Annotated in this window: 21 protein-coding genes; 18 read left to right on the top strand and 3 right to left on the bottom strand. The window is 43.9% G+C overall.

Going from position 1 to position 24,317, the window contains the following annotated elements; translation table 11 throughout:
• Positions 1 to 14 precede the first annotated feature (14 nt).
• Entirely contained in the window at positions 15 to 1,214 is a 1,200-nt protein-coding gene (locus ACSX1H_RS05240; RefSeq protein ID WP_439182710.1) for a pyridoxal phosphate-dependent aminotransferase, read from the bottom strand.
• Between the two features lie 172 nt (positions 1,215 to 1,386).
• Here ACSX1H_RS05240 and ACSX1H_RS05235 point away from each other — a divergent pair, with 172 nt between their 5' ends.
• From ACSX1H_RS05235 to ACSX1H_RS05215, 5 genes are all read left to right on the top strand, one after another.
• Positions 1,387 to 2,148, top strand: coding sequence for a DUF481 domain-containing protein (locus ACSX1H_RS05235; RefSeq protein WP_439182709.1), 762 nt, complete (start codon positions 1,387 to 1,389; stop codon positions 2,146 to 2,148).
• 327 nt (positions 2,149 to 2,475) lie between these two features.
• Positions 2,476 to 5,118: a DUF5686 and carboxypeptidase regulatory-like domain-containing protein gene (locus tag ACSX1H_RS05230; protein WP_439182708.1), complete on the top strand. Its 2,643-nt coding sequence runs from the start codon at positions 2,476 to 2,478 to the stop codon at positions 5,116 to 5,118.
• Between the two features lie 166 nt (positions 5,119 to 5,284).
• A complete protein-coding gene (zwf, locus tag ACSX1H_RS05225; RefSeq protein WP_439182706.1) occupies positions 5,285 to 6,814 on the top strand; it encodes a glucose-6-phosphate dehydrogenase in 1,530 nt (509 codons plus the stop codon).
• Between the two features lie 87 nt (positions 6,815 to 6,901).
• A complete protein-coding gene (gene pgl, locus ACSX1H_RS05220) occupies positions 6,902 to 7,612 on the top strand; it encodes a 6-phosphogluconolactonase (protein ID WP_439182704.1) in 711 nt (236 codons plus the stop codon).
• 10 nt (positions 7,613 to 7,622) lie between these two features.
• Positions 7,623 to 8,501: an alpha/beta hydrolase gene (locus ACSX1H_RS05215; RefSeq protein ID WP_439182702.1), complete on the top strand. Its 879-nt coding sequence runs from the start codon at positions 7,623 to 7,625 to the stop codon at positions 8,499 to 8,501.
• Here ACSX1H_RS05215 and ACSX1H_RS05210 read toward each other — a convergent pair.
• A complete protein-coding gene (locus tag ACSX1H_RS05210; protein ID WP_439182701.1) occupies positions 8,488 to 9,426 on the bottom strand; it encodes a ketopantoate reductase family protein in 939 nt (312 codons plus the stop codon). The genes ACSX1H_RS05215 and ACSX1H_RS05210 overlap by 14 nt on opposite strands.
• Positions 9,427 to 9,735: 309 nt before the next feature.
• Between ACSX1H_RS05210 and ACSX1H_RS05205 the strand changes: the two genes are divergently transcribed.
• The 13 genes from ACSX1H_RS05205 (at position 9,736) to ACSX1H_RS05145 (ending at position 21,518) form a co-directional block, all read left to right on the top strand.
• Positions 9,736 to 10,188, top strand: a complete 453-nt coding sequence (locus tag ACSX1H_RS05205; RefSeq protein ID WP_439182700.1) for an Hsp20/alpha crystallin family protein — start codon at positions 9,736 to 9,738, stop codon at positions 10,186 to 10,188.
• A 90-nt stretch (positions 10,189 to 10,278) separates the two neighbouring features.
• Positions 10,279 to 10,479 (top strand): hypothetical protein, encoded by a 201-nt coding sequence (locus ACSX1H_RS05200; protein WP_439182699.1) that lies wholly within the window; start codon positions 10,279 to 10,281, stop codon positions 10,477 to 10,479.
• A gap of 210 nt (positions 10,480 to 10,689) precedes the next feature.
• Complete coding sequence (locus ACSX1H_RS05195; protein ID WP_439182698.1) at positions 10,690 to 12,093, top strand: PQQ-dependent sugar dehydrogenase; 1,404 nt, start codon at positions 10,690 to 10,692, stop codon at positions 12,091 to 12,093.
• Between the two features lie 11 nt (positions 12,094 to 12,104).
• Positions 12,105 to 14,144 carry a TonB-dependent receptor gene (locus ACSX1H_RS05190; RefSeq protein WP_439182696.1) on the top strand — a complete coding sequence of 680 codons (2,040 nt, stop codon included), beginning with the start codon at positions 12,105 to 12,107 and terminating at the stop codon, positions 14,142 to 14,144.
• Positions 14,145 to 14,203: 59 nt separating this feature from the next.
• Positions 14,204 to 15,028 (top strand): endonuclease/exonuclease/phosphatase family protein, encoded by an 825-nt coding sequence (locus tag ACSX1H_RS05185; RefSeq protein ID WP_439182694.1) that lies wholly within the window; start codon positions 14,204 to 14,206, stop codon positions 15,026 to 15,028.
• Positions 15,029 to 15,213: 185 nt separating this feature from the next.
• A complete protein-coding gene (locus tag ACSX1H_RS05180) occupies positions 15,214 to 15,639 on the top strand; it encodes a SoxR reducing system RseC family protein (protein ID WP_439182693.1) in 426 nt (141 codons plus the stop codon).
• A gap of 1 nt (position 15,640) precedes the next feature.
• Entirely contained in the window at positions 15,641 to 16,501 is an 861-nt protein-coding gene (locus ACSX1H_RS05175) for a Fe-S cluster domain-containing protein (RefSeq protein WP_439182690.1), read from the top strand.
• A 47-nt stretch (positions 16,502 to 16,548) separates the two neighbouring features.
• A complete protein-coding gene (rsxC, locus tag ACSX1H_RS05170; RefSeq protein WP_439182688.1) occupies positions 16,549 to 17,880 on the top strand; it encodes an electron transport complex subunit RsxC in 1,332 nt (443 codons plus the stop codon).
• A gap of 94 nt (positions 17,881 to 17,974) precedes the next feature.
• Positions 17,975 to 18,979 carry an RnfABCDGE type electron transport complex subunit D gene (locus tag ACSX1H_RS05165; RefSeq protein ID WP_439182687.1) on the top strand — a complete coding sequence of 335 codons (1,005 nt, stop codon included), beginning with the start codon at positions 17,975 to 17,977 and terminating at the stop codon, positions 18,977 to 18,979.
• A gap of 19 nt (positions 18,980 to 18,998) precedes the next feature.
• Positions 18,999 to 19,631, top strand: a complete 633-nt coding sequence (locus tag ACSX1H_RS05160) for an RnfABCDGE type electron transport complex subunit G (protein WP_439182685.1) — start codon at positions 18,999 to 19,001, stop codon at positions 19,629 to 19,631.
• Positions 19,628 to 20,215, top strand: coding sequence for an RnfABCDGE type electron transport complex subunit E (locus ACSX1H_RS05155; RefSeq protein ID WP_439182683.1), 588 nt, complete (start codon positions 19,628 to 19,630; stop codon positions 20,213 to 20,215). The genes ACSX1H_RS05160 and ACSX1H_RS05155 overlap by 4 nt, the downstream gene beginning before the upstream one ends.
• Before the next feature lie 3 nt (positions 20,216 to 20,218).
• Entirely contained in the window at positions 20,219 to 20,791 is a 573-nt protein-coding gene (rsxA, locus tag ACSX1H_RS05150) for an electron transport complex subunit RsxA (protein WP_212193127.1), read from the top strand.
• A 139-nt stretch (positions 20,792 to 20,930) separates the two neighbouring features.
• Complete coding sequence (locus ACSX1H_RS05145) at positions 20,931 to 21,518, top strand: hypothetical protein (protein ID WP_439182680.1); 588 nt, start codon at positions 20,931 to 20,933, stop codon at positions 21,516 to 21,518.
• A gap of 61 nt (positions 21,519 to 21,579) precedes the next feature.
• Here the strand turns inward: ACSX1H_RS05145 and ACSX1H_RS05140 are convergent, their stop codons facing one another.
• Positions 21,580 to 24,207 carry a PocR ligand-binding domain-containing protein gene (locus ACSX1H_RS05140; protein ID WP_439182679.1) on the bottom strand — a complete coding sequence of 876 codons (2,628 nt, stop codon included), beginning with the start codon at positions 24,205 to 24,207 and terminating at the stop codon, positions 21,580 to 21,582.
• Positions 24,208 to 24,317 lie beyond the last annotated feature (110 nt).

Here is a 24,317-nt window from a genome sequence, read left to right as displayed (position 1 = left end):
GTCATATCAACGCATCAGATAGTGCGCCCCGGATACACTTTAAGGGCCTGCTCCAAGGTTTGTAAAGCATTGCCCAAGTCATCCTTATTCAGCACATAGGCAATCCGCACCTCATTTTTTCCGGCCCCGGGCGTACTGTAAAACCCAGAGGCGGGCGCCATCATCACCGTTTGTCCGTTATACTCAAAGTCACTTAATATCCACTGACAGAATTTGTCCGAATCATCAATGGGTAACCTAGCTACCGTATAGAAAGCACCTTTAGGAGTTGGAGTATACACTCCTTCTATTTTATTCAATCCTTCCACCAGGAAGTTACGACGTTCGATATACTCATTATACACCTCGTCAAAATATTCTTTGGGCGTATCAAGTGAGGCTTCGGCAGCTATCTGTCCAAATCCCGGAGGGCTCAGGCGTGCCTGACCGAACTTAAGGGCCGTATTAATAATGTCCTTATTTTTTGTTACCAACGCGCCAATACGCACACCACACTCACTGTAGCGTTTCGACACGGAGTCGAACATCACCACGTTGTTTTCAATCCCCTCAAGATGCATGGCCGAAATATGTGTCTCCCCATCGTAACAAAATTCGCGGTACACCTCATCTGAAAACAAATATAAATCGTGCTTCAATACAATTTGTTTCAGTTGGTCCATCTCCTCCTGAGAATACAGGTAACCAGTTGGGTTATTGGGGTTACATATAACTATTGCTTTGGTTTTGGGGGTAAGCATTTTTTCGAACTCTTCGATAGCCGGCAAAGCAAATCCATCTTCAATACTCGAACGGATGGGCTTTACCACCACACCAGCCGAAACCGCAAATCCATTGTAGTTGGCATAGAATGGCTCTGGAATAATCACCTCATCCCCTGGATTTAAACACGATAAGAATGCAAAAGTAATGGCCTCTGAACCGCCGGCTGTTACCAAAATTTCATTCTCATCTACATTTATATTGATGCTTTGATACATTTTTGCCAACTTTTTTCGATAGCTGACAATCCCCGCTGAATGGCTGTACTCAACCACTTTCAAATCGATATTGCGGATAGCATCCAAAGCCACTTTGGGTGTATTAATATCAGGTTGTCCAATATTTAGATGATACACCTTGGCACCTCGAGCTTTGGCAGCTTCTGCATAAGGTACCAACTTTCGAATGGGAGAAGCCGGCATCTGTAGTCCTCTGTCTGATATTGTAGGCATTTTTATATTGTTTAAAGGGTTTTAATTACGAACTGTGACAGGCAAATTTAGAGTTAATACAATACATTTTTTATGATTTTAAACATCTTTTCACATCTGTCAACTAAGCGAAAATACTAACATTTTCATCATCTCAATGGAAAACTTATTTTTGTCAAAAAAAGGTAGTGACATGCTCAAGCAACTAACAAGCATTTTAATTTTAACTCTTTTTAGCCTATCGCTTTCGGCTCAAATCGTTAGCATTGATAAACGACGCACAAAAAATCCCAATAAAGGATTTCAGGGCGATGTTAACCTGGGCCTTAATTTTGTGCACACCACCACGGATATGATGCAATTAATGTCGAGGTTGAAACTACAGTACAACGACAATGACAACACCTACCTTTTTTCCTCGGATATTAGCTACAGCAAAGTTAATGATGAACGCAACGTAAACAATGGCGGGTTGATGTTTAAATACAATTATTGGGTGCCCGATAAAATCATTATTGCAGAAGCTTTCTACCAGTATCAATACAACCGGGTTAAGCAACTGAAACACCGCCATATTATGGGAGGCGGCCCCCGCTTTAACATAGCCGATAAGGAGAAATTCTCATTGTTTTTAGTCGCCTACACGATTTACCTCAACGAGCTGTTCGAAACCAGTGATTATGAGCGCCGTAAAAGCTTGGTCAAATTCAGCTCCATGCTATCAACCGACTGGCAAATGTCGCCTAGCGCATCGTTGTCGCACAGTACCTATTACGAACCGGACTATTCCGATCCGGCTGACTTTCGTATCTGGAGCGAAACGAAGTTTAATGTTAAAATAACCAAAATGTTCTCGTTTGCACTGTACCTCCGGTTTGATTACGACAACCTGGTGCCGCCAGATGTTGATCAGCTGTTCTACACCGTAAATAATTCATTTAGCCTGAAATTCTAAAAAATACCCATCTGGGACTAACCCTACCTTTATTCTTGCCAGTAGAGCAATGTAGCGGCAACAAGGAGCTGACAAAGCTCCTATGGCTGCCTGCTGTAATCAGCTATAATTAGGATGCCCAAATAAGGCCTGTCGTACCTCATACCTTAGCTCAGCATTCAGCATCGATAGATTTTTTTAAATTTTTCATTGATGCTTCTGTAACTTATATTGAATGTTAAACGCCATACGTTGAGATAATGCTGATAGCTCTTTAGCGAGTCTTTGCATTTTACATCGAATAAGTATCTTTACTATAACTTAAACCGCTAATCTAACTCATAACCTATGACTAAAATTTATTTGGTTGGAGTGTTATTGCTATTGCCATTGCTCACAATGGCACAAGGTGTTAAAGGAACCGTCAACGACGAAGAAGGCAATTCCATTCCGTTTGCAACCATCTATGTAAAAGAAACAACTACCGGCACCACCACCAACGGTTTGGGAGAATATGAAATACAGCTTCCCAACGGCCAATACACAATTATTTTTCAGGGGCTTGGTTTCCAGAAAACCGAAGTGAGCGTAAATATCAATGGGAATTCTGTTACCCATAACATCACCCTGAAAAAGCAAGAGTATCGCATCAAAGAAGTAAGAGTGTACTCGGGAGGTGAAGACCCGGCCTACCCCATCATGCGTAAAGCCATTAGCCTGGCTCCCTATTATCAGCGCCAAACAGAACAATACAAAGCCGAGGTATACCTAAAAGGAAGCCTGCTGATGAAAAAAATTCCTAAACTGGTTCAAAAGATGATGAAGGCCGAGGTGAACGACAATGAAGTGGTTATTGAAGAAGGAAAAACCTACACCATGGAGTCCATGAACAACATTGAGTTTAAAGCGCCCGATAATTACCAGCATACAGTCATCTCATCACGCAGTACCTTCCCCGGCTCCAACGATGAAGATGTGATGGGCTATATAGCCTACAGCTTTTACGAACCCCATCAGGACATGGCCATTTCACCCCTGGCGCCCAACGCTTTTGCTCACTACAAGTTTGTGTATGAAGGCTTCTTTTACGAAGGCGAGGTGGCAGTGAACAAGATAAAAGTTGTTCCCAAACGCAAGAGTCAGCAAACCTATAGCGGATACATTTATATTGTAGATAACCTCTGGAACATTCACTCCATTGATGTAACCAACAACGCCTTTTTTGGCGAGATAACTATTAAACAGGTTTACGCCCCCGTTAAAGAGCGCTCATGGCTGCCCATCAGTCACCGCTTTATTGTCAAAGCATCGATTTTTGGCGTCAAAGCCGATTTTCGCTATGCCGGCTCGGTTAAATATTCCAATATCCAACTAAACACCTCCCTGCCCGTTCCCAACACGCTTATGCAGCAGTATGCAGCTGAGGAAGCAGCGAAAAAGGCAGCAGAACAAGCCGATAAAGTTGAGGAGCCAACGCGCCAACAGCAAAAAATGGAGGAACTCCTGGCCAAAGAAGAGTTAAGTAATCGCGAAATGATTAAGCTGTCGAGGTTGATAGAAAAAGAATCGCGCAAAGAAGAAGAGAAAGATCAATCGCTGGAAATAAAAAACACGTATAAGATTACCCACAGAAAGGACAGCACTAAAAGAGACTCAGCCTATTGGCAAGCCATCCGGCCCATCCCTTTAACCAGTGATGAGCTGCGCAGCTTTGAAGTAAAAGATTCTATTCAGCTGGCCACCATGCAAACAGACACGCTCAAGAAGGCACAAAAAAAACGTTCGGCTTTTAGCAAAGCTTCCGGTGGTTTTCTATCTGGCCACAGCTTTTATGCCAACGACTCATCCACCCGAATTACCTATCACGGATTAATCGGCTTAAGTCAGATTGATTTCAATGCGGTTGACGGCTGGAATTATCAGCAAAAATTCACCATCAGACATGAGTTTGATTCGCTGCATAAGCTGCGTATTGACCCTATGCTGCAATATGCTTTTGCCCGCAAAAAAATATTATGGTCTACCGATGCATCCTACACCTTTGCTCCCTTAAAACATGGGCGCATTAGCGTATCAGGCGGCCAGGTAAGTAAAGATTTTAATGGACAATACGGCATTGACCGAACCTTAAACATGTTCTCTTCCCTGTTTTTCAAAGACCATTATATGAAATTGTACCAGAAAGATTACGCAGCCATCAACGGCTCGTTTGACCTGATACATGGCATGCGGGTGCATCTGGCAGCCTCCTATAGCTGGTACCAACAATTACAGAATAACACCAACTGGTCTGTTTTAGAACAGGATAAACGGTATGCTGATAATATTCCAGACAACGAGCTGATAACACCTGTGCATTTAGGGGATCAGACCGACTTGTTTACTTCGATCGAAATAAGCTATACGCCACGCATGCGTTACCGGATATACAAAGGACAAAAGCTGTTGTATGGCTCAAAGTATCCAACTTTTAAATTAAACTATCAAAAAGGTATAAACGGGGTTTTCAAAAGCGACTCGGAATATGATATCCTGCGAGCTTCTGCTGCTCAGAAAAAAGAATGGGGTATCTTCAACGCCTTCAACTGGCAGGTCGAAGGCGGCTATTTCCTCAGTAACAAACACATGCATTTCTCTCGTTTCCAACATTTCAACACCTCGGAGGTACCATTTAATTTTAAGTCGTTTGAGAATGCCTTTATGCTGCTCGACGATTACCGCCACAGCACCAACGATTGGTTTGCCAAAGCCCACGTTTCCTACACAACGCCTTACTTATTACTTAAGTTTTTACCCGGGCTAAGTAACCGTCTGTGGACCGAAAATCTATACACCAGCTACCTGACACAGCCACAGTTTAAGAATTACCTCGAAGTAGGCTACAGCATGAATCAGATTTTCCTGATTGGAAGTGCCGGTATCTTCGCCGGTTTCGAAGACGGCAGCTATGCACGCTGGGGAGTAAGAGTGGGCATCAACATTAATAATTAGACAATTACTGCAAAAACAAAGAACGGACAGCACAATAACAAATGAGGCTGTCCATTTTTTTTTGCAACAAACCGATAATGGCACTTGTTAGTTTGTAGGCCGCTTCACTATCTTGCGGTACTTTTAAAGCATCGGGCATTGGCCTAACAGATAAAAGAGCAAAAGCATGAATCATTCTAAAAACCATATACTTGTTATTTTTGGCGCTTCGGGCGATTTGACCTACCGCAAACTCATTCCAGCGGTTTTTGACCTGTTCGATCAGGGCTTATTGCCGGATAAGTTTGCCATATTGGGACTGGGAAGAACCGATTTAAGTAATGCGGATTTCAGAGAAAAAATGAAAACCGGCATTGAGCAATTTGCCCTCAATAAGCCCGATAATGAAAATAAACTGCAAGACTACCTGGAAAAGCTGCACTATTTTTCGTTCGACACCAAAGCCCCGGATGAATACTGCCTGCTAAAAGGTAAACTGCGCGAACTGGATGAGCAGTACGAAACGAAAAACAACTTCATCTACTATTTAGCCACGCCCCCCAGCATGTATGAGTTTATTCCCGAACAGCTGGCTAAGCAAGGTTTAAGCGAGGAAACAGCCGGGTTTAAGCGCCTGATTATTGAGAAGCCTTTTGGGTATGATTTAGCGACGGCTCAAAAGCTGAACAAGGTTCTTCTGCGCTTTTTTGATGAAGAACAAATCTACCGCATCGACCATTACCTGGGTAAAGAAACTGTTCAAAACCTGTTGGTCACCCGTTTTTCCAACGGCATTTTCGAACCGCTGTGGAACCGCAATTACATCCATCATGTGGAGATAACCGGGGCAGAAAACATTGGTGTTGGCAACCGGGGCGGCTATTACGAAGGCTCCGGGGCCTTGCGCGACATGATTCAGAACCACCTGCTGCTGTTAGTGGGACTGGTAGCGATGGAACCGCCGGTTATAATCGATTCGACCAATATCAGGAACGAAATAGCCAAAGTATTTCATGCTTTGCGACCAATTACAGAAGACGAAGTACCAAAGTACGCCATCAGAGGTCAATACACGGCCTCCCATATTAAAGGCGAGGCGGTAAAAGGATATCGCGATGAAACGGGCGTAGCTCCCAATTCCAGAACCGAAACCTTTGCGGCTATCAAGCTGTTCATCGACAACTGGCGCTGGGCCGGTGTTCCCTTTTATATCCGCAGCGGAAAGATGCTGCCTACGCGAGTTACAGAAATAGTGATTCACTTTAAATCAACTCCGCACCACTTGTTTGCCAATGATAAATCCATCTGCAACAACTATAACCAGCTGGTAATCCGCATTCAACCAGACGAGGGAGTTCTGCTAAAATTTGGCATGAAAGTGCCGGGCGCAGGATTTAAAGTTCAAAACGTGAATATGGATTTTCATTATAGCGATTTATCGGACACCTATTTACCAAGTGCCTACGAACGTTTGCTGCTGGATTGTATGTTGGGCGACAGCACCCTTTACCATCGTGGAGATGCCGTTGAAGCCGCCTGGAAATTTGTCGATCCGATACTAAAAGCCTGGCACAACAACGACAGCATCCCGGTTCATGGGTATCCGGCGGGCACCTGGGGGCCTGATGTATCCGATGATTTGATTGAAGAGGAAGATATCACCTGGCGTTACCCATGTAAAAATCTGGCCAACGATGGCAATTATTGCGAGCTATAAGCTACTTTTATAACTGTTATAAGCACATTTGGCAGCAGGACAATCAAGACCTGCACAACTATTGATAACCAGTATTAATCAAATACGATGCACAAGATATTTGAATCAAAGCATGACTTAGCACGTTATTTTGGCGATTACCTGCTAAATGCCACGCAGGATAAATCAGAGGTTTACATTGCGCTATCAGGTGGAAGCACGCCCAAAGCCATTTTCGAAGTGTTAGCAAAAGAGTATGCAAAATCCATCGACTGGAGTAAGCTCTATTTTTTTTGGGGCGATGAACGCTGCGTTGACCCCACAGATTCGGAAAGTAATTTTCGAATGACTCGGGAATACCTGTTTGATCACGTAGAAACCAAAGCCATAAATATTTTCAGAGTGAAAGGGGAGCTGGAGCCGGAGGAAGCCGTAGAGGATTACATCACGACACTGGAAGAGAATGTGCCTTTTACTAATGGCCGGCCACAGTTTGATATTATGCTGCTGGGCATGGGTGACGATGGGCATACGGCCTCTATTTTTCCTCACCAGATAGGTTTATGGAACAGTGACAACCTGTGTGAATTGGCGCAGCACCCCGATAGTGGTCAGTTCCGTGTGACACTAACAGGGAAAGTCATCAACCACAGTCGACACATATTTTTTCTTGTAACGGGTGATAATAAAGCCGATAAGGTGGATGAAATCATGAATCAAAAAGGGAACTTTAAGCAATACCCTGCCGCACTGGTTAGTACCAGCAATACAACCTGGCTGATGGATAAAGCTGCTGCCCAAAAACTTACTTTTAAATAAAGCATTACCGATGAAAGAGCAAGGCTTTTATCTGAACTCAACAGCTGGCTGTCAACTATTCGGAAAAGCATGGATTACGCCAGAGCCACCTAAAGCACTGATAGTCTTAATCCATGGCTTTGGCGAGCATTGTTCGCGCTATGCGCCTTACATAGAGCTTTTTGAGAAAGCCAATATTGCGTTTATCAGCATGGATCATATTGGACATGGTCAATCAGAAGGGAAACGAGGGGTTATCCAATCCTATACACAGCTCTTAAATGATGTAGGTCTGCTGGTTGATAAGGCTGAAGAGCTGTTTCCGGATACCCCGAAATTTCTGTATGGCCATAGCATGGGCGGCAACATTGCCCTGAACTACCTGCTTACGCGCACCCATCCGTTTAAGGGAGCTATCATTTCATCACCCTGGTTGAAATTGAGCCAGGAGCCCAACGGCCTGAGTAAGCTTCTGATTCATTCTCTGAAATACCTATGCCCTGACCTAACCATTAAGAGTGGACTGAACATCAATCACATCAGCACCGACACCAAAAATGTGGAAGCCTACCGGCGCGATCCGCTTAACCATGGCCGCATCTCATTTCGTTTATTAAGTTCGGTAATAAAGCAGGGTGTGTGGGCCATGGACCACATCGGCCAACTACAAACGCCAACTTTGCTGCTGCATGGTGATCAAGATCACATTACCTCATGTGCCGCCAGTAAGCTGGCCGCATCGCGCAACCCAAACATGGTGAGCTACCAAGAGTTTGAGAGTATTTACCACGAAATACACAATGATATTGAACGCCAGCAGCAAGCCAATACGTGTATCAACTGGTTGGAGCAGCAATTAAAGCAGTCCACCAGTCAATACCAGGCAAGCAGCAAGGCTAAATTGTCTTGAGCGACCGGTTCCTTGCCTTTAACTCCATGGGCAACACACAATTGTATATAAATCGGTTAACCGGCACGTCTACACCATACTGTTCGGCCAGCCTCACAACCGTTCCATTCTGATAATCAATTTCAGAAGGTTTACCAGCCCACACATCACGTGTTAATGAAGAAGTTGAATCGTAAGGAAACGACTTGATAAAGCCGATGGTCTTCTCTATAAAATCAGGCTTAATATTTACCCCGGCCTTTTGCGATACGACATAGATTTCCTGCAATAACTCAGTCATCATTTGATAAGTCTCCTTCAACTCACACATCTCCCCATAAGTGGTTTTGGTAACAGCCAGCAAAGCACTTACACATATTGAAATGAACTTCTTCCACACATCAGCCTCAATATCTCTGGAAGCTTTACTTTTTATTCCGGCCTCGCTAAACAAGGCACTCAAGATGTCCAGCCGCGCATTATGCTGTTTGTTTAGTTCGCCAAAAACAATTTCAGGCTCAACACCGAAATGATTAATCACCCCCGGTGATTCAATTTTACTGATAATCCGGCATAAGCCGCCCAATACATTTTCTGCAGGAATAACCTCACTCAACTCTTTAGCAGCCAGAACTCCGTTTTGTAAAGGCAGCACCATACTCTCTGAATGGATGATCTGCTGGATGTCTTCCCGTATTTCCTTTATCTGCCAGGCTTTAACGGCCGTAATTACTAAATCGGCCCGTTCAATAGAGGTGATCTGATCCGTTGCAAGCACCTGTTCAACATGTATGTCACCAGCAATACTCTTCACCAGCAGGCCCTTTTCACGAATAGCCTGCAGGTGTTGACCCCGGGCCACAAAAGTTACTTCATGACCAGCCTTTGCCAGTTTAGCGCCAAAATACCCTCCAACTCCCCCTGTTCCAATTATTGTTATTTTCATCGTATAAAATCTAATTAAACCACATAATGGCTGTATGTAAACTCCGGTAAATTTAACTTAATCAGTGCGACTGACCAACCACATAACAGGCTTTATGACAAAACTGAAAAATTGACATTTTTTTCATTCAGCAAAATGCCAACATGTCACCAGTGTTTTACACCTCATCGCCCGGCCACACTAGAACCCACTGATTTTATGTCACTTAATTTTATAGCGCTATTTGACCATAAATTTGGCACTCAATTTGTATCCCTAATAGCGTGAATTAACTAAATATGTTGAACTAAAATTTTGGAGGATACAATTATGACACTAGCAAGATTATCTAACAATTGGTTTCCATCAGTTCCTTCATTATTTGACCGTTTTTTCGATAGCGAATTGATGGACTGGAACAGGAGCAATTTTTCCAGTACTGACACAACATTACCTGCAGTTAACGTCATGGAAAACGACAATGAATTTTTGATTGAAGTAGCTGCTCCTGGCTTGAAAAAAGATGATTTTAATGTTGGCTACGACAATGGCAAACTCACTATTTCATCGGAAAAAAAGAATGAAAAGGAAGAAAAAGATGGCAATAAGGTTACACGCCGTGAATTTAGCTACCAATCATTCCAAAGGTCATTTACCATTTCCGAAAACATAGTTGATGCAGACAAAATTAAGGCCAACTATAAGGAGGGCATCCTGCACATTAGTTTACCAAAACGCGAAGAGCAGAAGCCAAAACCTATCAGACAAATTGAAATTAAGTAATAAGTTGGGGTAGTCAACACTACCCCTCTTTTGTTTACAAACCCAACCTTTAAAAAAACAATAAAAACAATAATCTTAAAAACCACTAACATGTTAGAAAGTTGTAAAATTGTGCTAAACGGAGTAAAAGAAGACAAGCAACTATTTAAAAAAGAACTTATAAAATCATTAGCATGGCTAAGCACTGAAGAGCAAAAAGAATTCAGTCAATGGGTTAAAGACAACTTTTACCGCCAGCATGCAGATATAATAGATGAAATTATCCTGAACAAGTACGATTACGCATCGTAAAACATTGGTAACATGGGCTTTCGCGATAGCCCATGTTACCAATCAACTTTGTTGACACTCCCCCACTTCGCAGCTTGTAAATACTGCATCTGCTCCTTCACTCCGAGTATAATAGGCGCTCAATCTCCTACCTCCACTTCGCCCAACCGCTGATAACAAAACCACATGTTTTTTTGTTAATAGTGAGGAACATCACCAAACTCCATTATTATGAGAAAGATAACATACTTGGCTATCGTTGTAATAGGCATTGGACTCGGCTTGTATAGTACAATTGTAAAAAGAGCTAATGCCTCCAACCTCGAAAAAGGACAAGAACTCTTCAACAACTACTGCATTGGCTGTCACAATGATAAAAAATCCTCATTCATTGAGCGCAACTGGCTATTTGGCGATCAAAAAGCAGAGATCATCGAAAGCATCAAGCATGGTCGTGTATCATTTGGCATGCCTGCATTCAGTGAAGGAATGAGCGATAAACAAATTGAATACCTCACAGATTATATCCTGGCTCTGTCATCGCATAAAAAAACAAACCTAACACGCACAAGCGAAAGCAATAATAGACAAGCCTCTGAAGTACAAAATTTTTGGGTCGATACCATTGTCAGCGGACTAGACGTGCCTTGGGGAATGGCCTTTTTACCAGACAACCGGATACTTATTGCCGAAAGAAGTGGCGATCTGCTCATCGCTAATCAACAGGGACAAAAGGAAAAAGTACAGAACGGGCCAAAAGTGGCGGCCAGAGGACAAGGCGGCCTGCTGGATTTGGAGCTGCATCCGGATTTTGAAAATAATGGATGGATATACATCTCCTACTCATTCTGGAACGAAGACGATACAACATTAAGTAACACCGCCATTATGCGGGCCCGCTTAGAAGGGAACAAACTCACGGATAATGAAGTTATTTTTCAGGCACAGCCACTAAGCGATAAGCGCCACCATTTTGGCTGTAAGCTGGAGTTTGATAAAGAAGGGTATTTATATTTCTCAGTGGGCGATCGTGGTGATAGAGATACCTATCCACAGCGATTGAATAATGACTGCGGCAAAATACACCGCATCTATGACGACGGTTCGATTCCTGAGGACAATCCCTTTATCAACACGGCAGGTGCCAGGCCCTCAATCTTCAGTTATGGCCACCGCAATCCTCAGGGGGTGTGCATGCACCCCGAAACAGGGCAAATATGGACTGACGAGCACGGGCCTAAAGGAGGGGATGAAATTAACCTGATTGAACCGGGCAAAAACTACGGCTGGCCAGTTATTTCATTTGGCATCAACTACAACGGCACAACATTTACAAACGATACTGCCAAAGTAGGTATGGAGCAACCCATACACTATTGGGTACCTAGCATAGCGCCCTGTGGAATGACCTTTGTTAAAGGCGATCGCTATCCGAACTGGAAAAACAATATCCTAACCGGTTCACTGCGTTTTGAATACCTGCACAGGGTTGTTTTAGATGGCAATAAAGTAAGCCATGAAGAAAAATTATTACAGGGCATTGGCCGGGTCCGAAATGTTGAAATGAGCCCCGATGGCTATGTTTATGTAGCCATAGAAAAACCTGGTAAAATACTTAAACTCATCCCTCAATAAGCTGAGCATCAATGAAGCACCTTTTAACCGGTTTTGCTTTATTATACACATTTGGGGTTTACTCTCAAAGCATTAACATCCCTGGCGGACAAGATTCTTTGAGGACAAAACGCCATGCGATTGATGAAGTGGTGATTAGTGCGCCACTGAAAATCAGATCGCAGCAACAGTGGCCCGGAAGCGTTTCGTTTCTGGACTCTGTTAGTTTAGCAACAGCGAACACCTACCAATTATCCAACCATTTAAACAGTGTCCCGGGGGTGCTCATGCAGGAAGGTACCCTGAGTACCAACCGCATTACCATACGCGGCATTGGCTCGCGCACGCCCTATAATTCCAACCGTATAAAGGCTTATTGGGGCACACTCCCTTTAACTGATGGCGATGGTGTCACCTCCATTGAAGACATTGGTTTAGATGATATCTACTCGATCTCTATCTTAAAGGGGCCTTCATCGGCCTTATACGGAGCCGGCTTAGGTGGTGTCATTCTTATCGACCCCTGGAGCAAGCAGGCAAAAAAGCTGAGAGTAGGCAGTGAAGTGGGCAACTATGGCACCTACTCCAACCAGCTAAGCACCTCCTTTGCAGGCCAAACAGGTACCAGCTCGCTATCTGCCAACCAGCTACACACCAATGGCTATCGCGAAAATAGTCACTACAAGCGCTATAACCTCACTCTCAAAGGAAAATACCAGATAAAACAGCACTACTGGTACTACCTTTATAATTACCGCTACCTCAAGGGACAAATCCCCAGCTCGCTGGACAGTCTCGACTTCCAAACAAATCCCCAAAAAGCAGCCGATTCATGGGCAGCTATAAGAGGCTATGAGGAATCGAACAGGCACCTCCTTAACATAGGTATGATCAGCTCTCTATCCAATCAAACCATCAATACCATTAATGTATTTGGCTCTATTTCAGGCCTCGACGAACTGAGACCGTTTAACCGGCTCGACGAAGCTAAGAAGGCGGTTGGCTTAAGAGAAAAACTCAGTTATCAGCGCTTAAAGCTCAGAGTGGAAGCAGGCCTGGAATTTATGCTTGAGTTCAATGATGTACAACTGTTTGGCGTCAAAGATTCGAACCAGGGCAAGCAGTTGAGCCACACTCATCATCAACGCTACTACCTCAACTTTTTTGGCCTGACCGAATACAAGATACATCCAAAATTATTGTTTCAGGCTGCGCTCAACATCAATACCACACATTACCAGTCCAATCTGGAAACAGGCAGCAATGAGCCAATACAGCACCGTTATCCACTAACTGTATCCCCACATCTTGGCATTAACTATCAGCTTCATTCAACAATGTATCTGTTTGCATCTGCCGGTCACGGATTCTCAGCCCCTTCTCTTGAGGAAGCACAACTCCCCAACGGAAATTTTAACGCCGCTATAAAACCCGAGGAAGGTCACCACTTAGATGTTGGAGGCCGCTACCTTTCAGCGAACAAAAAGAGCAGTTTTGAACTAACCGCCTACCAAATGTGGATGACAAACCTGTTGGTTACCAAACGCGAAAGCGAAGAGCAGTTTTACGGTATAAACGCCGGGCGCACCAACCACCGCGGCCTCGAGGCAAGCATTCAGCACATGGTGCCGCTGAGCCACTCAAACCGGCTGCAGTTTTCAGCGGCCTACACACAATCGCTTAACCATTTTGTAGATTTTGTGGATGACGGACAGGATTACAGCTCCAACCACCTGCCTGGCATTCCGACCTATCATCTCTACCTTTCGGCCACCGGACAAATGGGCAAATACAACATCCACATCAACTACCGGATAAACGGGAAGCAATACCTTAATGATAGCAATCCAAACTCCTATGCGGGATTTCAGGTGTTGAATGCAAAAGTAAAGCGAAGCTTTAAAATCGCTTCACTGGATGGAGAGATACACATTGGTGCCAACAACTTACTTGATGAGCATTATGCATCGATGCTATTGGTAAATGCTCCAGCTTTTGGCAGAAACCAGCCCCGCTATTATTATCCGGCTCTGCCATTTAACTGTTACCTGGGTGTAATTTTATCGTTGTAGCCTTAACATTTTACACAAATAGCTACTTTCGTGCAGTCTTACTTCAAAATAAATACCTCATGAAAAATGTAGTACTGGGAATCACGCTATTTATAGGTTCTGTTTTAGCAACCACCGCCCAAACAGGTAAAGAAACTATAAGCATTAAAGTACTTACGCTCAATATTCTTCATGGAGCTACCACACAAAATACATTTGATCTGGATGCCATTGCTAAAGTAATAGCCGATGCCAACCCTGATTTTGTTGCCTTGCAGGAAGTCGATTACAAAACAAACAGAGCCCACCACTATGATTTATCAACGGAGCTGGGCTGGCGAACAAAGTTGATTCCACTCTTTGGCCGGGCCATGTATTTCGATGGCGGCGAGTATGGAGTTGGCCTTCTTACCAAACACAGCATTATTGCATCCAAAAACACCCCGTTGCCGTTTAAGGAGGGCAATGAGCCCCGAACCGCACTTTGCATTACAACGGTTTTGCCTACCAGTGATACCCTGTCCTTTATTGCAACCCATCTGTCGCATGAGGCCGATGCCATTTCCAGGCAACAACAAGCAGACCATTTGCTGGCAATGAGTAAAGCCCTTAAATACCCCGCAATCTTAGCGGGCGACTTAAACGATGTACCCGGCAGTGAGCCCATTGCGTCATTAGAGCAGCTTTGGACGCCCAGTTACAACCCGGCACACCCTGCCCCAACCTACCCGTCAGATGCACCACGTATTAAAATTGATTATATAATGAGCCAACCTGCAGACAGGTGGACACTTGTAAAAAGCGAAGTGATAGCTGACACCATTGTTTCGGACCACTGTGCCTACCTGGTAACGCTCGAATTAAAGAGGAAGGCCCCCAAATTGGAAGAGGATTTCACAGAATAAATTACAGATATTTTTCTTTATAATTCTTTTAGTCACAATCACTTGCACACACAGCAGAGCAATATAACTAACCGAGAGCTAATTACCTGTAAGTAGCGCCTCTTATTTTAATTCATTCTAAATACAAATATCCTACCTCAGTTACAACAATTCCATTACTTCGTTACATTTGTGACCCTACGTTTATGGCAGATTTAGATTACATAGAACACGAGGGCATTGTAACAGAGGTTACGCCACAGCTCACCAGAGTCAGAATTGTGAATGAATCGGCATGTGCATCATGTCATGCCAAAGGTTCTTGCACAGCAGCTGACTTACAGGATAAGATCATTGATGTATACCAACCCGAAACAGACATTCAGGTTGGACAAAAAGTGATGATCCTCGGTAAGAAGTCGTTAGCTCCCAAAGCGGTATTATTGGCTTACGTCTATCCAATCATGCTAATTCTAGCCGTGCTGGTCACCACATTTTATGCGAGCAGTGATGAATTGCTTGCCGGCGGTCTGGCACTGGCAGCCCTGATTCCCTACTACACGGTTATCTATCTGCTGAAAGACAAACTCAAAAAAACTTTTTCATTTTCAATAAAACATCAAATCAACTAATATGAATGTTGTTCTGATAACTATAATCTCGTTAGGTGTGTTAGGGTCGTTGGCCGCTATCATCCTCTATTTTGTAGCGCAGAAGTTTAAAGTGTTTGAAGATCCCCGCATTGACCAGGTGGAAGAAGTATTGCCGGCTGCCAATTGCGGTGGTTGTGGCTATCCCGGTTGCCGGGCCTTTGCCGAAGCCATGGTCAAATCGGATGATATTTCAGACCTGAACTGTCCGGTTGGTGGAGCTGACACGATGAGTGCTGCAGCAGCTATTCTTGGTAAAGTGGTAGCAGCAGCTGATCCGATGGTCGCTGTTGTACGCTGTAATGGGACGTGTGAAAACCGTCCGCGCATCACCGAATATGATGGAGCTACCTCATGTACAATTGCTTCGTCGCTTTATGGCGGTGAAACGGGCTGCTCAAACGGCTGTTTAGGCCTGGGCGAATGCGTGGATGCGTGTGCTTTTAATGCCATGTACATGGATGAAAAAACCGGCCTGCCAGTAATCATTGAAGATAACTGCGTATCCTGTGGGGCTTGTGTGGATGCCTGTCCGAAAAACATTATCGAGCTGCGTAAGAAAGGGCCAAAGAGTCGCCGCATCTTCGTATCGTGTGTAAACACCGACAAAGGAGCTCCAGCCAAAAAAGCTTGCTCGGTAGCATGTATTGCATGTAAGAAATGTCAGAAAATCTGTCCTTTCGATGCCATTACGGTTGAAAACAACCTGGCTTACATCGATTACAACAAATGTAAGTTATGCCGTAAGTGCGTGGCCGAGTGTCCAACCAATGCTATTCACATGGTGAATTTCCCACCGCCAAAACCAAAGGTGGAAAAACCAGTTGCTGAATCAGCAGAATAAGAGATAGAGAACATTAATAAAAACATTATAAAATAGGAGGACCAATCGTGTTAAAAACATTCTCATTAGGAGGGGTTCACCCGGCGGAAAATAAATTCTCAGCCGGACAAAAGATTGAGGTCTTGCCCGTTCCCGAGCAAGTTTCGGTTCCTATTGCCCAACATATTGGAGCACCTTCAGAGCCAGTAGTTGCTAAAGGCGATGAAGTCAAAGTGGGTCAGTTAATTGCTAAATCAACCGGTTTTGTTTCGGCCAATATCCATTCACCTGTTTCGGGTAAAGTATTTAAAATTGATGAAATTTTAGATGCCAGTGGCTACAAACGCAAAGCCATCATCATCAAAACAGATGGGGATGAATGGGATGAAAGCATTGACCGTTCTGAAGATTTAAAAACTGAAATAACAGCTACACCAGAAGAAATCATTAGGAAAGTGGGTGAAGCGGGTATTGTAGGACTTGGCGGTGCTACCTTCCCGGCTCATGTAAAACTTTCAGTTCCTCCGGGCAAAACCTGCGAGGTATTGATTTTAAACGGGGTTGAATGTGAGCCTTACCTAACTGCCGACCATCAGCTAATGATGGAAAAAGGTGATGAAATTATGGTAGGTACACAGATCCTAATGAAAGCGCTTAAAGTGGATAAGGCCATCATTGGTATTGAAAACAATAAACCCGATGCCATTAAGCACATGACTGAGCTAGCTGGCAAATATCCAGGCATCACCATTCAACCACTGAAAGTACAATACCCACAAGGTGGTGAAAAACAGCTAATCGACGCCTGCATTGGCCGCCAGATACCATCGGGCAAACTGCCGATTGAAGTAGGTGCCGTGGTTCAAAACGTGGGCACAACCCTTGCGGTTTACGAAGCCGTACAAAAGAATAAGCCATTATTTGAGCGTGTAGTAACGGTAACCGGTAAATCGGTTTCAAAACCGTCCAACTTCCTGGCTCGCGTGGGTACTCCGCTTAACCAGCTGATTGATGCTGCAGGCGGACTTCCTGAAGATACAGGGAAAGTAATTGGCGGTGGCCCGATGATGGGAAAAGCACTTTCATCTATTGAAGTACCAATCACAAAAGGTAGCTCGGGTATTTTGATTATGCCGAATGAGATTGCCAAACGAGGAAAAACAGAAGCTTGTATTCGCTGTTCAAAGTGTGTGTCTGTTTGTCCAATGGGGCTTTCACCATATTTGTTAATGACCGTATCCGACAAGGCTATTTGGGAGCGGGCTGAAGAAGAAAAGATAATGGATTGCATCGAGTGTGGTTCATGTAGCTTCACTTGTCCGGCCAGTCGTCCTTTACTGGATTACATACGCCTTGGTAAAGGTAAGGTTGGACAAATCATGCGCAGCCGAACAAAATAGCTATGAGCTGACAGCCTTGAGGCATCAGCTTTTGCATTTAATATTGGTCGTTTGACGATACAGACAAAAACTGAAATAAGAAAATTAAATACATATGAATAGGTTAACCGTATCACCATCCCCGCATGTGCACAGTGGCGACTCTGTGAAGAAAAACATGTATGGGGTGATCATCGCCCTCGTTCCGGCACTGGCAGCCTCCCTCTACTATTTTGGTCTGGGTGCCGCCATCGTAACAATAACTGCTGTGGTGTCGTGTGTCTTTTTTGAGTGGGCTATTCAAAAGTTCCTGTTAAAAAACGAGTCCACCATTCTGGATGGATCGGCCGCTTTAACAGGGTTATTATTAGCATTTAACATGCCAAGTAACCTGCCGATATGGATCATCATCATTGGTAGTTTAGTGGCCATAGGAATTGGTAAAATGTCGTTTGGCGGATTGGGTAATAACCCGTTTAACCCGGCATTGGTTGGACGTGTATTCCTGCTTATCTCCTTTCCTGTACAAATGACATTGTGGCCAAAGCCGATCGAATCGCAGGCCCATTATCTGGATGCTGCCACCGGCGCTACGCCCCTTTCGGTTATGAAAGAAGGTTTGGCCAACGGCGAGTCGGTCAGTGCATTAATGGCCAAGCTGCCTAGCTATACCGACCTGTTCTTTGGAAACTCAGGTGGTTCGGCTGGCGAGATTGCCGCCGCAGCACTATTGATTGGTCTGCTGTTTATGCTGGTTCGCAAAATCATAACCTGGCACATTCCTGTTGCCGTGTTAGGCTCAATAGCTGTATTCACAGGTATTCTTCACCTGGTTAACCCAGAACTCTATGCCGGACCGCTTTTCCATTTACTAACCGGTGGGGTTATGCTTGGCGCTATTTTTATGGCTACCGACTATGTAAGTTCACCAATGGCCAATAAAGGAATGATTATATACGGCATTGGCATCGGGGTGATTACGGTGGTAATTCGTGTTTTCGGGGCTTACCCCGAAGGTGTATCCTTTGCCATCCTAATCATGAACGGGTTTGTACCACTCATTGATAAATATGTGAAACCAAAACGCTTTGGCGAAGTTGTAAAACCAGCTAAAGCTTAATGCAGGAAAACCTATAATCATGGCAAAAACAGAATCAACGCTTAAAAATATGGTTTTAACCCTGCTGGTCATCACAGGCGTGGCAGGGGCATCGTTGGGCTTTATGTATGAGCTCACCAAAGGACCAATTGAAGCAGCAAAAGCAGCCAAACAACAGGCGGCTATTAAAGAAGTTGTGCCGGGCTTTACCAATAATCCGGGCGACGAGATGTATGAATTAACATCAGAAGAAGGGTTTAAATTAAAACTTTTTCCCGCCAAAAAAGATGGTGAACTAATTGGCGTTGCGATCGAATCAATGACCAATAAAGGCTTTGGAGGGAACATCAAAATAATGGTTGGCTTAAAGCCAGATGGTACGCTCATTAACTACCAGGTGCTGGAACACAAAGAAACACCTGGATTGGGTACCAAAATGGATGATTGGTTTAAATCCGATAAGGGCAACCAAAATATCTTAGGCAAGCATCCCGAAAACAACAACCTGACGGTTAGTAAAGACGGTGGTGAAGTAGATGCCATTACGGCTGCAACTATCAGTTCTCGCGCCTTTTTGGACGCAGTACGCGTAGCCTACGAAACCTATACGAAAAACACGGGTAGCCAGCCGGCTGCTGCTAATACCTCAAGCGAGGAAGGAGGTACACGATGAATCAGTGGAAGAATTTTTCAAAAGGATTTTTTAAAGAGAATGCGGTATTTACGCTTCTGTTAGGGATGTGTCCAACCCTGGGGGTAACCTCATCAGCCATTGATGGACTGGGGATGGGACTGGCCACCACATTTGTATTGGTGATGTCGAACCTGGTAGTGGCACTCATTAAAGGGTTTATACCAGATAAAGTGCGCATTCCTTCATTTATTGTAGTAATTGCCACCTTTGTAACCATTGTAGAAATGACGATGCAGGCCTACGTTCCTGCCCTGTTTGACTCATTGGGACTATTTATCCCGCTTATTGTGGTAAACTGTTTGGTTTTAGGACGAGCTGAAGCATTTGCATCTAAAAACAATCTGGGATCATCTGTAGTTGATGGCTTGGGCATGGGACTGGGATTTGCTATGGCCTTAACCATTCTGGGTTCGGTGCGCGAACTACTGGGAAGTGGAAAGCTATTTGGCACCATTATCTACCCGGAAGACTACGGTATGTTAGTATTCGTACTGGCTCCAGGTGCTTTTATTGCCTTAGGCTATCTTATCGCATTTATTAACCAGGTTAAAAAGGAGGCATAAATTATGGAATATGTATTAATTGTTATTTCGGCCATCTTTGTTAACAACATTGTACTGAGCCAGTTTTTAGGAATTTGTCCATTTCTGGGGGTTTCAAAAAAGATTTCGACAGGAATTGGCATGACTGGTGCAGTGACCTTCGTAATGGTGATTGCCACCATTGTAACTTTCTTCTTGCAAAAAGCCGTTTTAGAGCCCTTTGGCGTTGGCTATCTGCAAACCATCTCATTCATTCTGGTGATTGCCTCATTGGTGCAGCTGGTTGAAATTATTTTGAAGAAAGTGAGTCCGCCTTTATATCAGGCACTGGGCGTATTCTTACCACTGATTACCACCAACTGTGCGATATTAGGTGTGGCGATTATGACCATTCAAAAGGACTTTAATATTGTTGAATCGGTAGTGTTTGCCATAGCTAATGCCATTGGATTTGGGTTAGCCCTGATAACATTTGCCGGTATCCGCGAGCAGCTGGACCTGATGGACATTCCAAAAGGCATGAAAGGCACACCAATTGCTTTGGTGGTAGCTGGCCTGTTGGCATTGGCATTTATGGGCTTTGCCGGTATTGTATAATAAGAAGTATATTCAGCATATGAAAGAGAAGTTCGTTAGGAGCTTCTCTTTTTTTTATACAAAAACCCTGACAGATAGCTCATTACTCACAAAGCATATCCAAAAAAAATGCTATTTTTAACAAACTAACACTTGCTTTATGAGAACCTTACTTACCTACACCTTATTATTACTTGCATTGAACTTAAATGCACAAAAAAATACCTTTAAACTCAGCTACTCCCCTGTTCAGTTCTTAAAGATGGACAAGGAATGGCTGCACTCCCACGATAACGATAAAAGCAGCTACTCAGGTGCTTTCACCCTGGACTATTACAGACACATCAATGAGCGCATAAAAATTGGCTTAAGCGCCAGCTATGAAACCGCATCATATGAGGATAAGAGAACTGGAAGTTATCAACCGCCCTACCCCAACCATAACAACATCATCGACATTACATATACTAGCAGCCAGAAGTACCGCTATTTTTCTTTTGGCCCCCAACTAATCTATCACTACATCAACAACGATCAATTCAAGCTAGGAAGTGCCATCAGCTTGGTACTACTGCACAATACAACAATTACAACTTTTGAGTTTCAGGAAGAGAAAAGCAGTAAAATAGATGCTTTTGCCCACCTTGAGCTATTATCATTTACGTGGGGAAAAACCAATGGACTGACAGGTCAGTTAGGCTTTGGGCACAAAGGGCTGGTTAGCCTGGGGTATTTCTTTAGTTTCTAAAAACGGTTAGTAGCTATAAACACCAGCCTGTGTTCGATGGAAAATTTTTAGAACGCTGGTTTTATTTCAATTCTTTTGGTATTACAAAACTAAAGCGCGTTCCCTTATCCCGTTCGGACTCTACTTTGATGTGCCCGCCCAGTAACTCGACATATGCCTTGGTAATAGCTAAGCCTAAACCGGTTCCGCCTCTCTTGATATCGGTATCTTTAGCTTGCCAAAAGCGCTCAAAAATAAGCTCCAGGTTTTCTGCTTCAATACCAACCCCCGAGTCGTGCACATACACCTCAATACCTCCGCTTTCAAGCTTTTTAAAGCCATACCTCACACATCCGGAAGTGGTAAACTTGATGGCGTTAGAGATGAGATTGGTGAGCACCTGCCGCAACTTAATCTCATCAGTAAATACCTCTATTTCACTGTGATTATCGTGTTCAAACAGCAAGTCTATGCTCTTAACGGTCGCTGCATCAATAAAGAAAGCATGCAAATCGTCGCCCAGACGCACCAAATCAGTATACCCCGGACGAACATCAATTTGTCCCGATTCAATTTTTGAAATATCGATTATGTCGTTAATAATACTGAGCAACTGACTCGAACTCTGATGAATCAGGCGAACATATTCCCGCCTGTCATCGGGTGTGAGGCCTTCGTACTGTAATAACTCGGAAAACCCAACAATGCCATTCATGGGGGTACGTATCTCGTGCGACAAGTTGGCCAGAAATGCCGACTTTAAACGATCGCTCTCTTCGGCGCTTTGCTTTGCTGCCCGCAGCTCTTTCTCTAAATTAACATGCTTATGCACTGTTTTTGCAAGCTTCAAATTTTTATAGCCCAGGGCCGATAGCTCAATGGAAAGCACATTGAGGAGGTTGAGAATTCGCTGAAAGTGTTCCGGGGTCATTTTAATGAGCTCCTTAAACTCGGCTAATATGTCCTCATCATCCAAACCCAGAGAGCGGGTGTAGTTAAGCAGGTGCTGCGCATCCAGGTCCTCGGGCCTTACTTGTCCTATCAACCAGTTGCCAATATGGGTTCCATCGACAATAATGGGCGCCGCCGCATCAATAAAGCCACATGATAAGCAGGGACTGGAGACTGGTCGCTTCAGCTCCTTAGCCTTATTGCCCAACAACTTACTGCTATGCATGCACATTTCCATGCCTTTGGGTATTGACCGTACCCGGCTGCATACTTTATTGGAAAATGACATATTGGTGATGGGTTTCCCTTCTGCATCGGTAATTAAAGATGAAATACCGGTAGCAAACGAAAAGGCATCCTGCATTTTTTGTAATTGCTCCAACTCAAATACATGCAGCAGCTCAAGTTGGCTGACATCTTCAACCGGGTTGACAATGACATCAATCTCTTTCTGAAGCTGTTGCTGGTGAATCACCAATGAATCAACCGTTTGTTTATAGGCACTCACATCTCTAAAAATAGCAATAACCAGCCGGTCACTTCCCTGCCTGCTGCTATTCAAACTTATGCTGGCATCCAGCTCACTGCCATCTGGCCGCCTTAAACGCCAATCAAAACTCTGTGCAAACCCATTTTCAGCTTCACCAAAATAAACGTTCGCATAGGTTGGCGACTTGCCATCGGGCTGCTGCACCGCCGACAGCTCAACCAGTGTCTTGCTTATCAAATATTTTAGGTCACAGCGCATCTCTCCCATTGCTTTGCTGTTGCCATCAATACAAACCCCGTTTTTGAAAATAAGAATACCATCGTTGGCGGCTTCAAAAAGAGTTTGATACATATGACGCTGCGCCTCTATTTGCCGTTCACTTCTCACACGCACCAAAAAATTGGCAAAGGTGCGTGCCAGCAGCTTTAAGTTAGACACTTCGCTTTTCGACCAGTTTTTTTGTGAATTAACATGGTCTAATCCGATAAACCCAATTGGCCGGTCCCCTTCACTAAAAGGAATTAACAAAATTGACTGAATTCCTTCTTTTGCAAACTCCTCCCGCTCTTCATAGGCATCCTGAGGCAGGTAGGCGATATCATCCACACACACCACTTCCATATTCAGCAACATCTTTTTCAAATAGGGAAATGAGCTAATTGGTAAATTTTGTAGCTGGTCGATATAAGGCTCCACTCCAGGGGCACACCACTCGTTGATGTTATTTTTGAACCTTAAATCCTCACTGTATTCAAACACATAACTGCGATCGCAGCCAAAATAATTGCCCACCATTTCCAGTGATTGATCAATAATCAATGGAATTTCGTTCACGTTAATGTTGATGTTATAGGCCAAAAGACGATCCAGCATCTCCCGGTAAGCAATCATGTTATCCAGCTTAAGGAGGTTCTCTTTGGAGTAGGTATTATCCCTGTAAATAACCACCACAAACTCCTGCTCGCCCGACTCTACCAGCTGAATATGTGCCGACAACCATTTAATATGACCTAATCGTACGGGCCAGTCAACAATGCGAGGCACTCCGGGCAAAAGCTCTTCAAACAGCTTGATGGCCGATTGCTCATTGAACTTATCCGCTCTTGAACAAAAATCACGAAGAAAATATTGGTCGGACGCTTCATACTTAAACAAGGCTAGTGCCTTGTCATTTAGCAAGGTAGCCTCATAGCCTGGTTTTTCAAAAGCCACAACGGGCTCCAGTGACGCACTTACGAGCAACTCAATATCTACATGATAATTATCCATAATCAGTGAGAATTATGGCATTAAAGTAGTTAATATATTAACCATTCACAAGCAGAAGCACCCCTTGTCAATCACCTTTCCTACATAGTCTTTAGCATTTAAAAACACAG

Source organism: Carboxylicivirga taeanensis (assembly GCF_051851475.1).
Taxonomy (GTDB): domain Bacteria; phylum Bacteroidota; class Bacteroidia; order Bacteroidales; family Marinilabiliaceae; genus Carboxylicivirga; species Carboxylicivirga taeanensis.
Note: the sequence above shows the minus strand (reverse complement) of the source record. Positions and strands in the feature narration are given on the sequence as shown.

Coding starts and splice junctions, on each gene's coding strand:
- ACSX1H_RS05240 (WP_439182710.1), bottom strand. CDS start 1,214: ATGCCTACAATATCAGACAGAGGACTACAGATGCCGGCTTCTCCCATT.
- rsxA (WP_212193127.1), top strand. CDS start 20,219: ATGGAATATGTATTAATTGTTATTTCGGCCATCTTTGTTAACAACATT.
- zwf (WP_439182706.1), top strand. CDS start 5,285: ATGAATCATTCTAAAAACCATATACTTGTTATTTTTGGCGCTTCGGGC.
- ACSX1H_RS05160 (WP_439182685.1), top strand. CDS start 18,999: ATGGCAAAAACAGAATCAACGCTTAAAAATATGGTTTTAACCCTGCTG.
- ACSX1H_RS05195 (WP_439182698.1), top strand. CDS start 10,690: ATGAGAAAGATAACATACTTGGCTATCGTTGTAATAGGCATTGGACTC.
- ACSX1H_RS05140 (WP_439182679.1), bottom strand. CDS start 24,207: ATGGATAATTATCATGTAGATATTGAGTTGCTCGTAAGTGCGTCACTG.
- ACSX1H_RS05190 (WP_439182696.1), top strand. CDS start 12,105: ATGAAGCACCTTTTAACCGGTTTTGCTTTATTATACACATTTGGGGTT.
- ACSX1H_RS05200 (WP_439182699.1), top strand. CDS start 10,279: ATGTTAGAAAGTTGTAAAATTGTGCTAAACGGAGTAAAAGAAGACAAG.
- ACSX1H_RS05180 (WP_439182693.1), top strand. CDS start 15,214: ATGGCAGATTTAGATTACATAGAACACGAGGGCATTGTAACAGAGGTT.
- ACSX1H_RS05210 (WP_439182701.1), bottom strand. CDS start 9,426: ATGAAAATAACAATAATTGGAACAGGGGGAGTTGGAGGGTATTTTGGC.
- ACSX1H_RS05145 (WP_439182680.1), top strand. CDS start 20,931: ATGAGAACCTTACTTACCTACACCTTATTATTACTTGCATTGAACTTA.
- ACSX1H_RS05230 (WP_439182708.1), top strand. CDS start 2,476: ATGACTAAAATTTATTTGGTTGGAGTGTTATTGCTATTGCCATTGCTC.
- ACSX1H_RS05215 (WP_439182702.1), top strand. CDS start 7,623: ATGAAAGAGCAAGGCTTTTATCTGAACTCAACAGCTGGCTGTCAACTA.
- ACSX1H_RS05175 (WP_439182690.1), top strand. CDS start 15,641: ATGAATGTTGTTCTGATAACTATAATCTCGTTAGGTGTGTTAGGGTCG.
- ACSX1H_RS05235 (WP_439182709.1), top strand. CDS start 1,387: ATGCTCAAGCAACTAACAAGCATTTTAATTTTAACTCTTTTTAGCCTA.
- ACSX1H_RS05165 (WP_439182687.1), top strand. CDS start 17,975: ATGAATAGGTTAACCGTATCACCATCCCCGCATGTGCACAGTGGCGAC.
- ACSX1H_RS05205 (WP_439182700.1), top strand. CDS start 9,736: ATGACACTAGCAAGATTATCTAACAATTGGTTTCCATCAGTTCCTTCA.
- ACSX1H_RS05155 (WP_439182683.1), top strand. CDS start 19,628: ATGAATCAGTGGAAGAATTTTTCAAAAGGATTTTTTAAAGAGAATGCG.
- pgl (WP_439182704.1), top strand. CDS start 6,902: ATGCACAAGATATTTGAATCAAAGCATGACTTAGCACGTTATTTTGGC.
- ACSX1H_RS05185 (WP_439182694.1), top strand. CDS start 14,204: ATGAAAAATGTAGTACTGGGAATCACGCTATTTATAGGTTCTGTTTTA.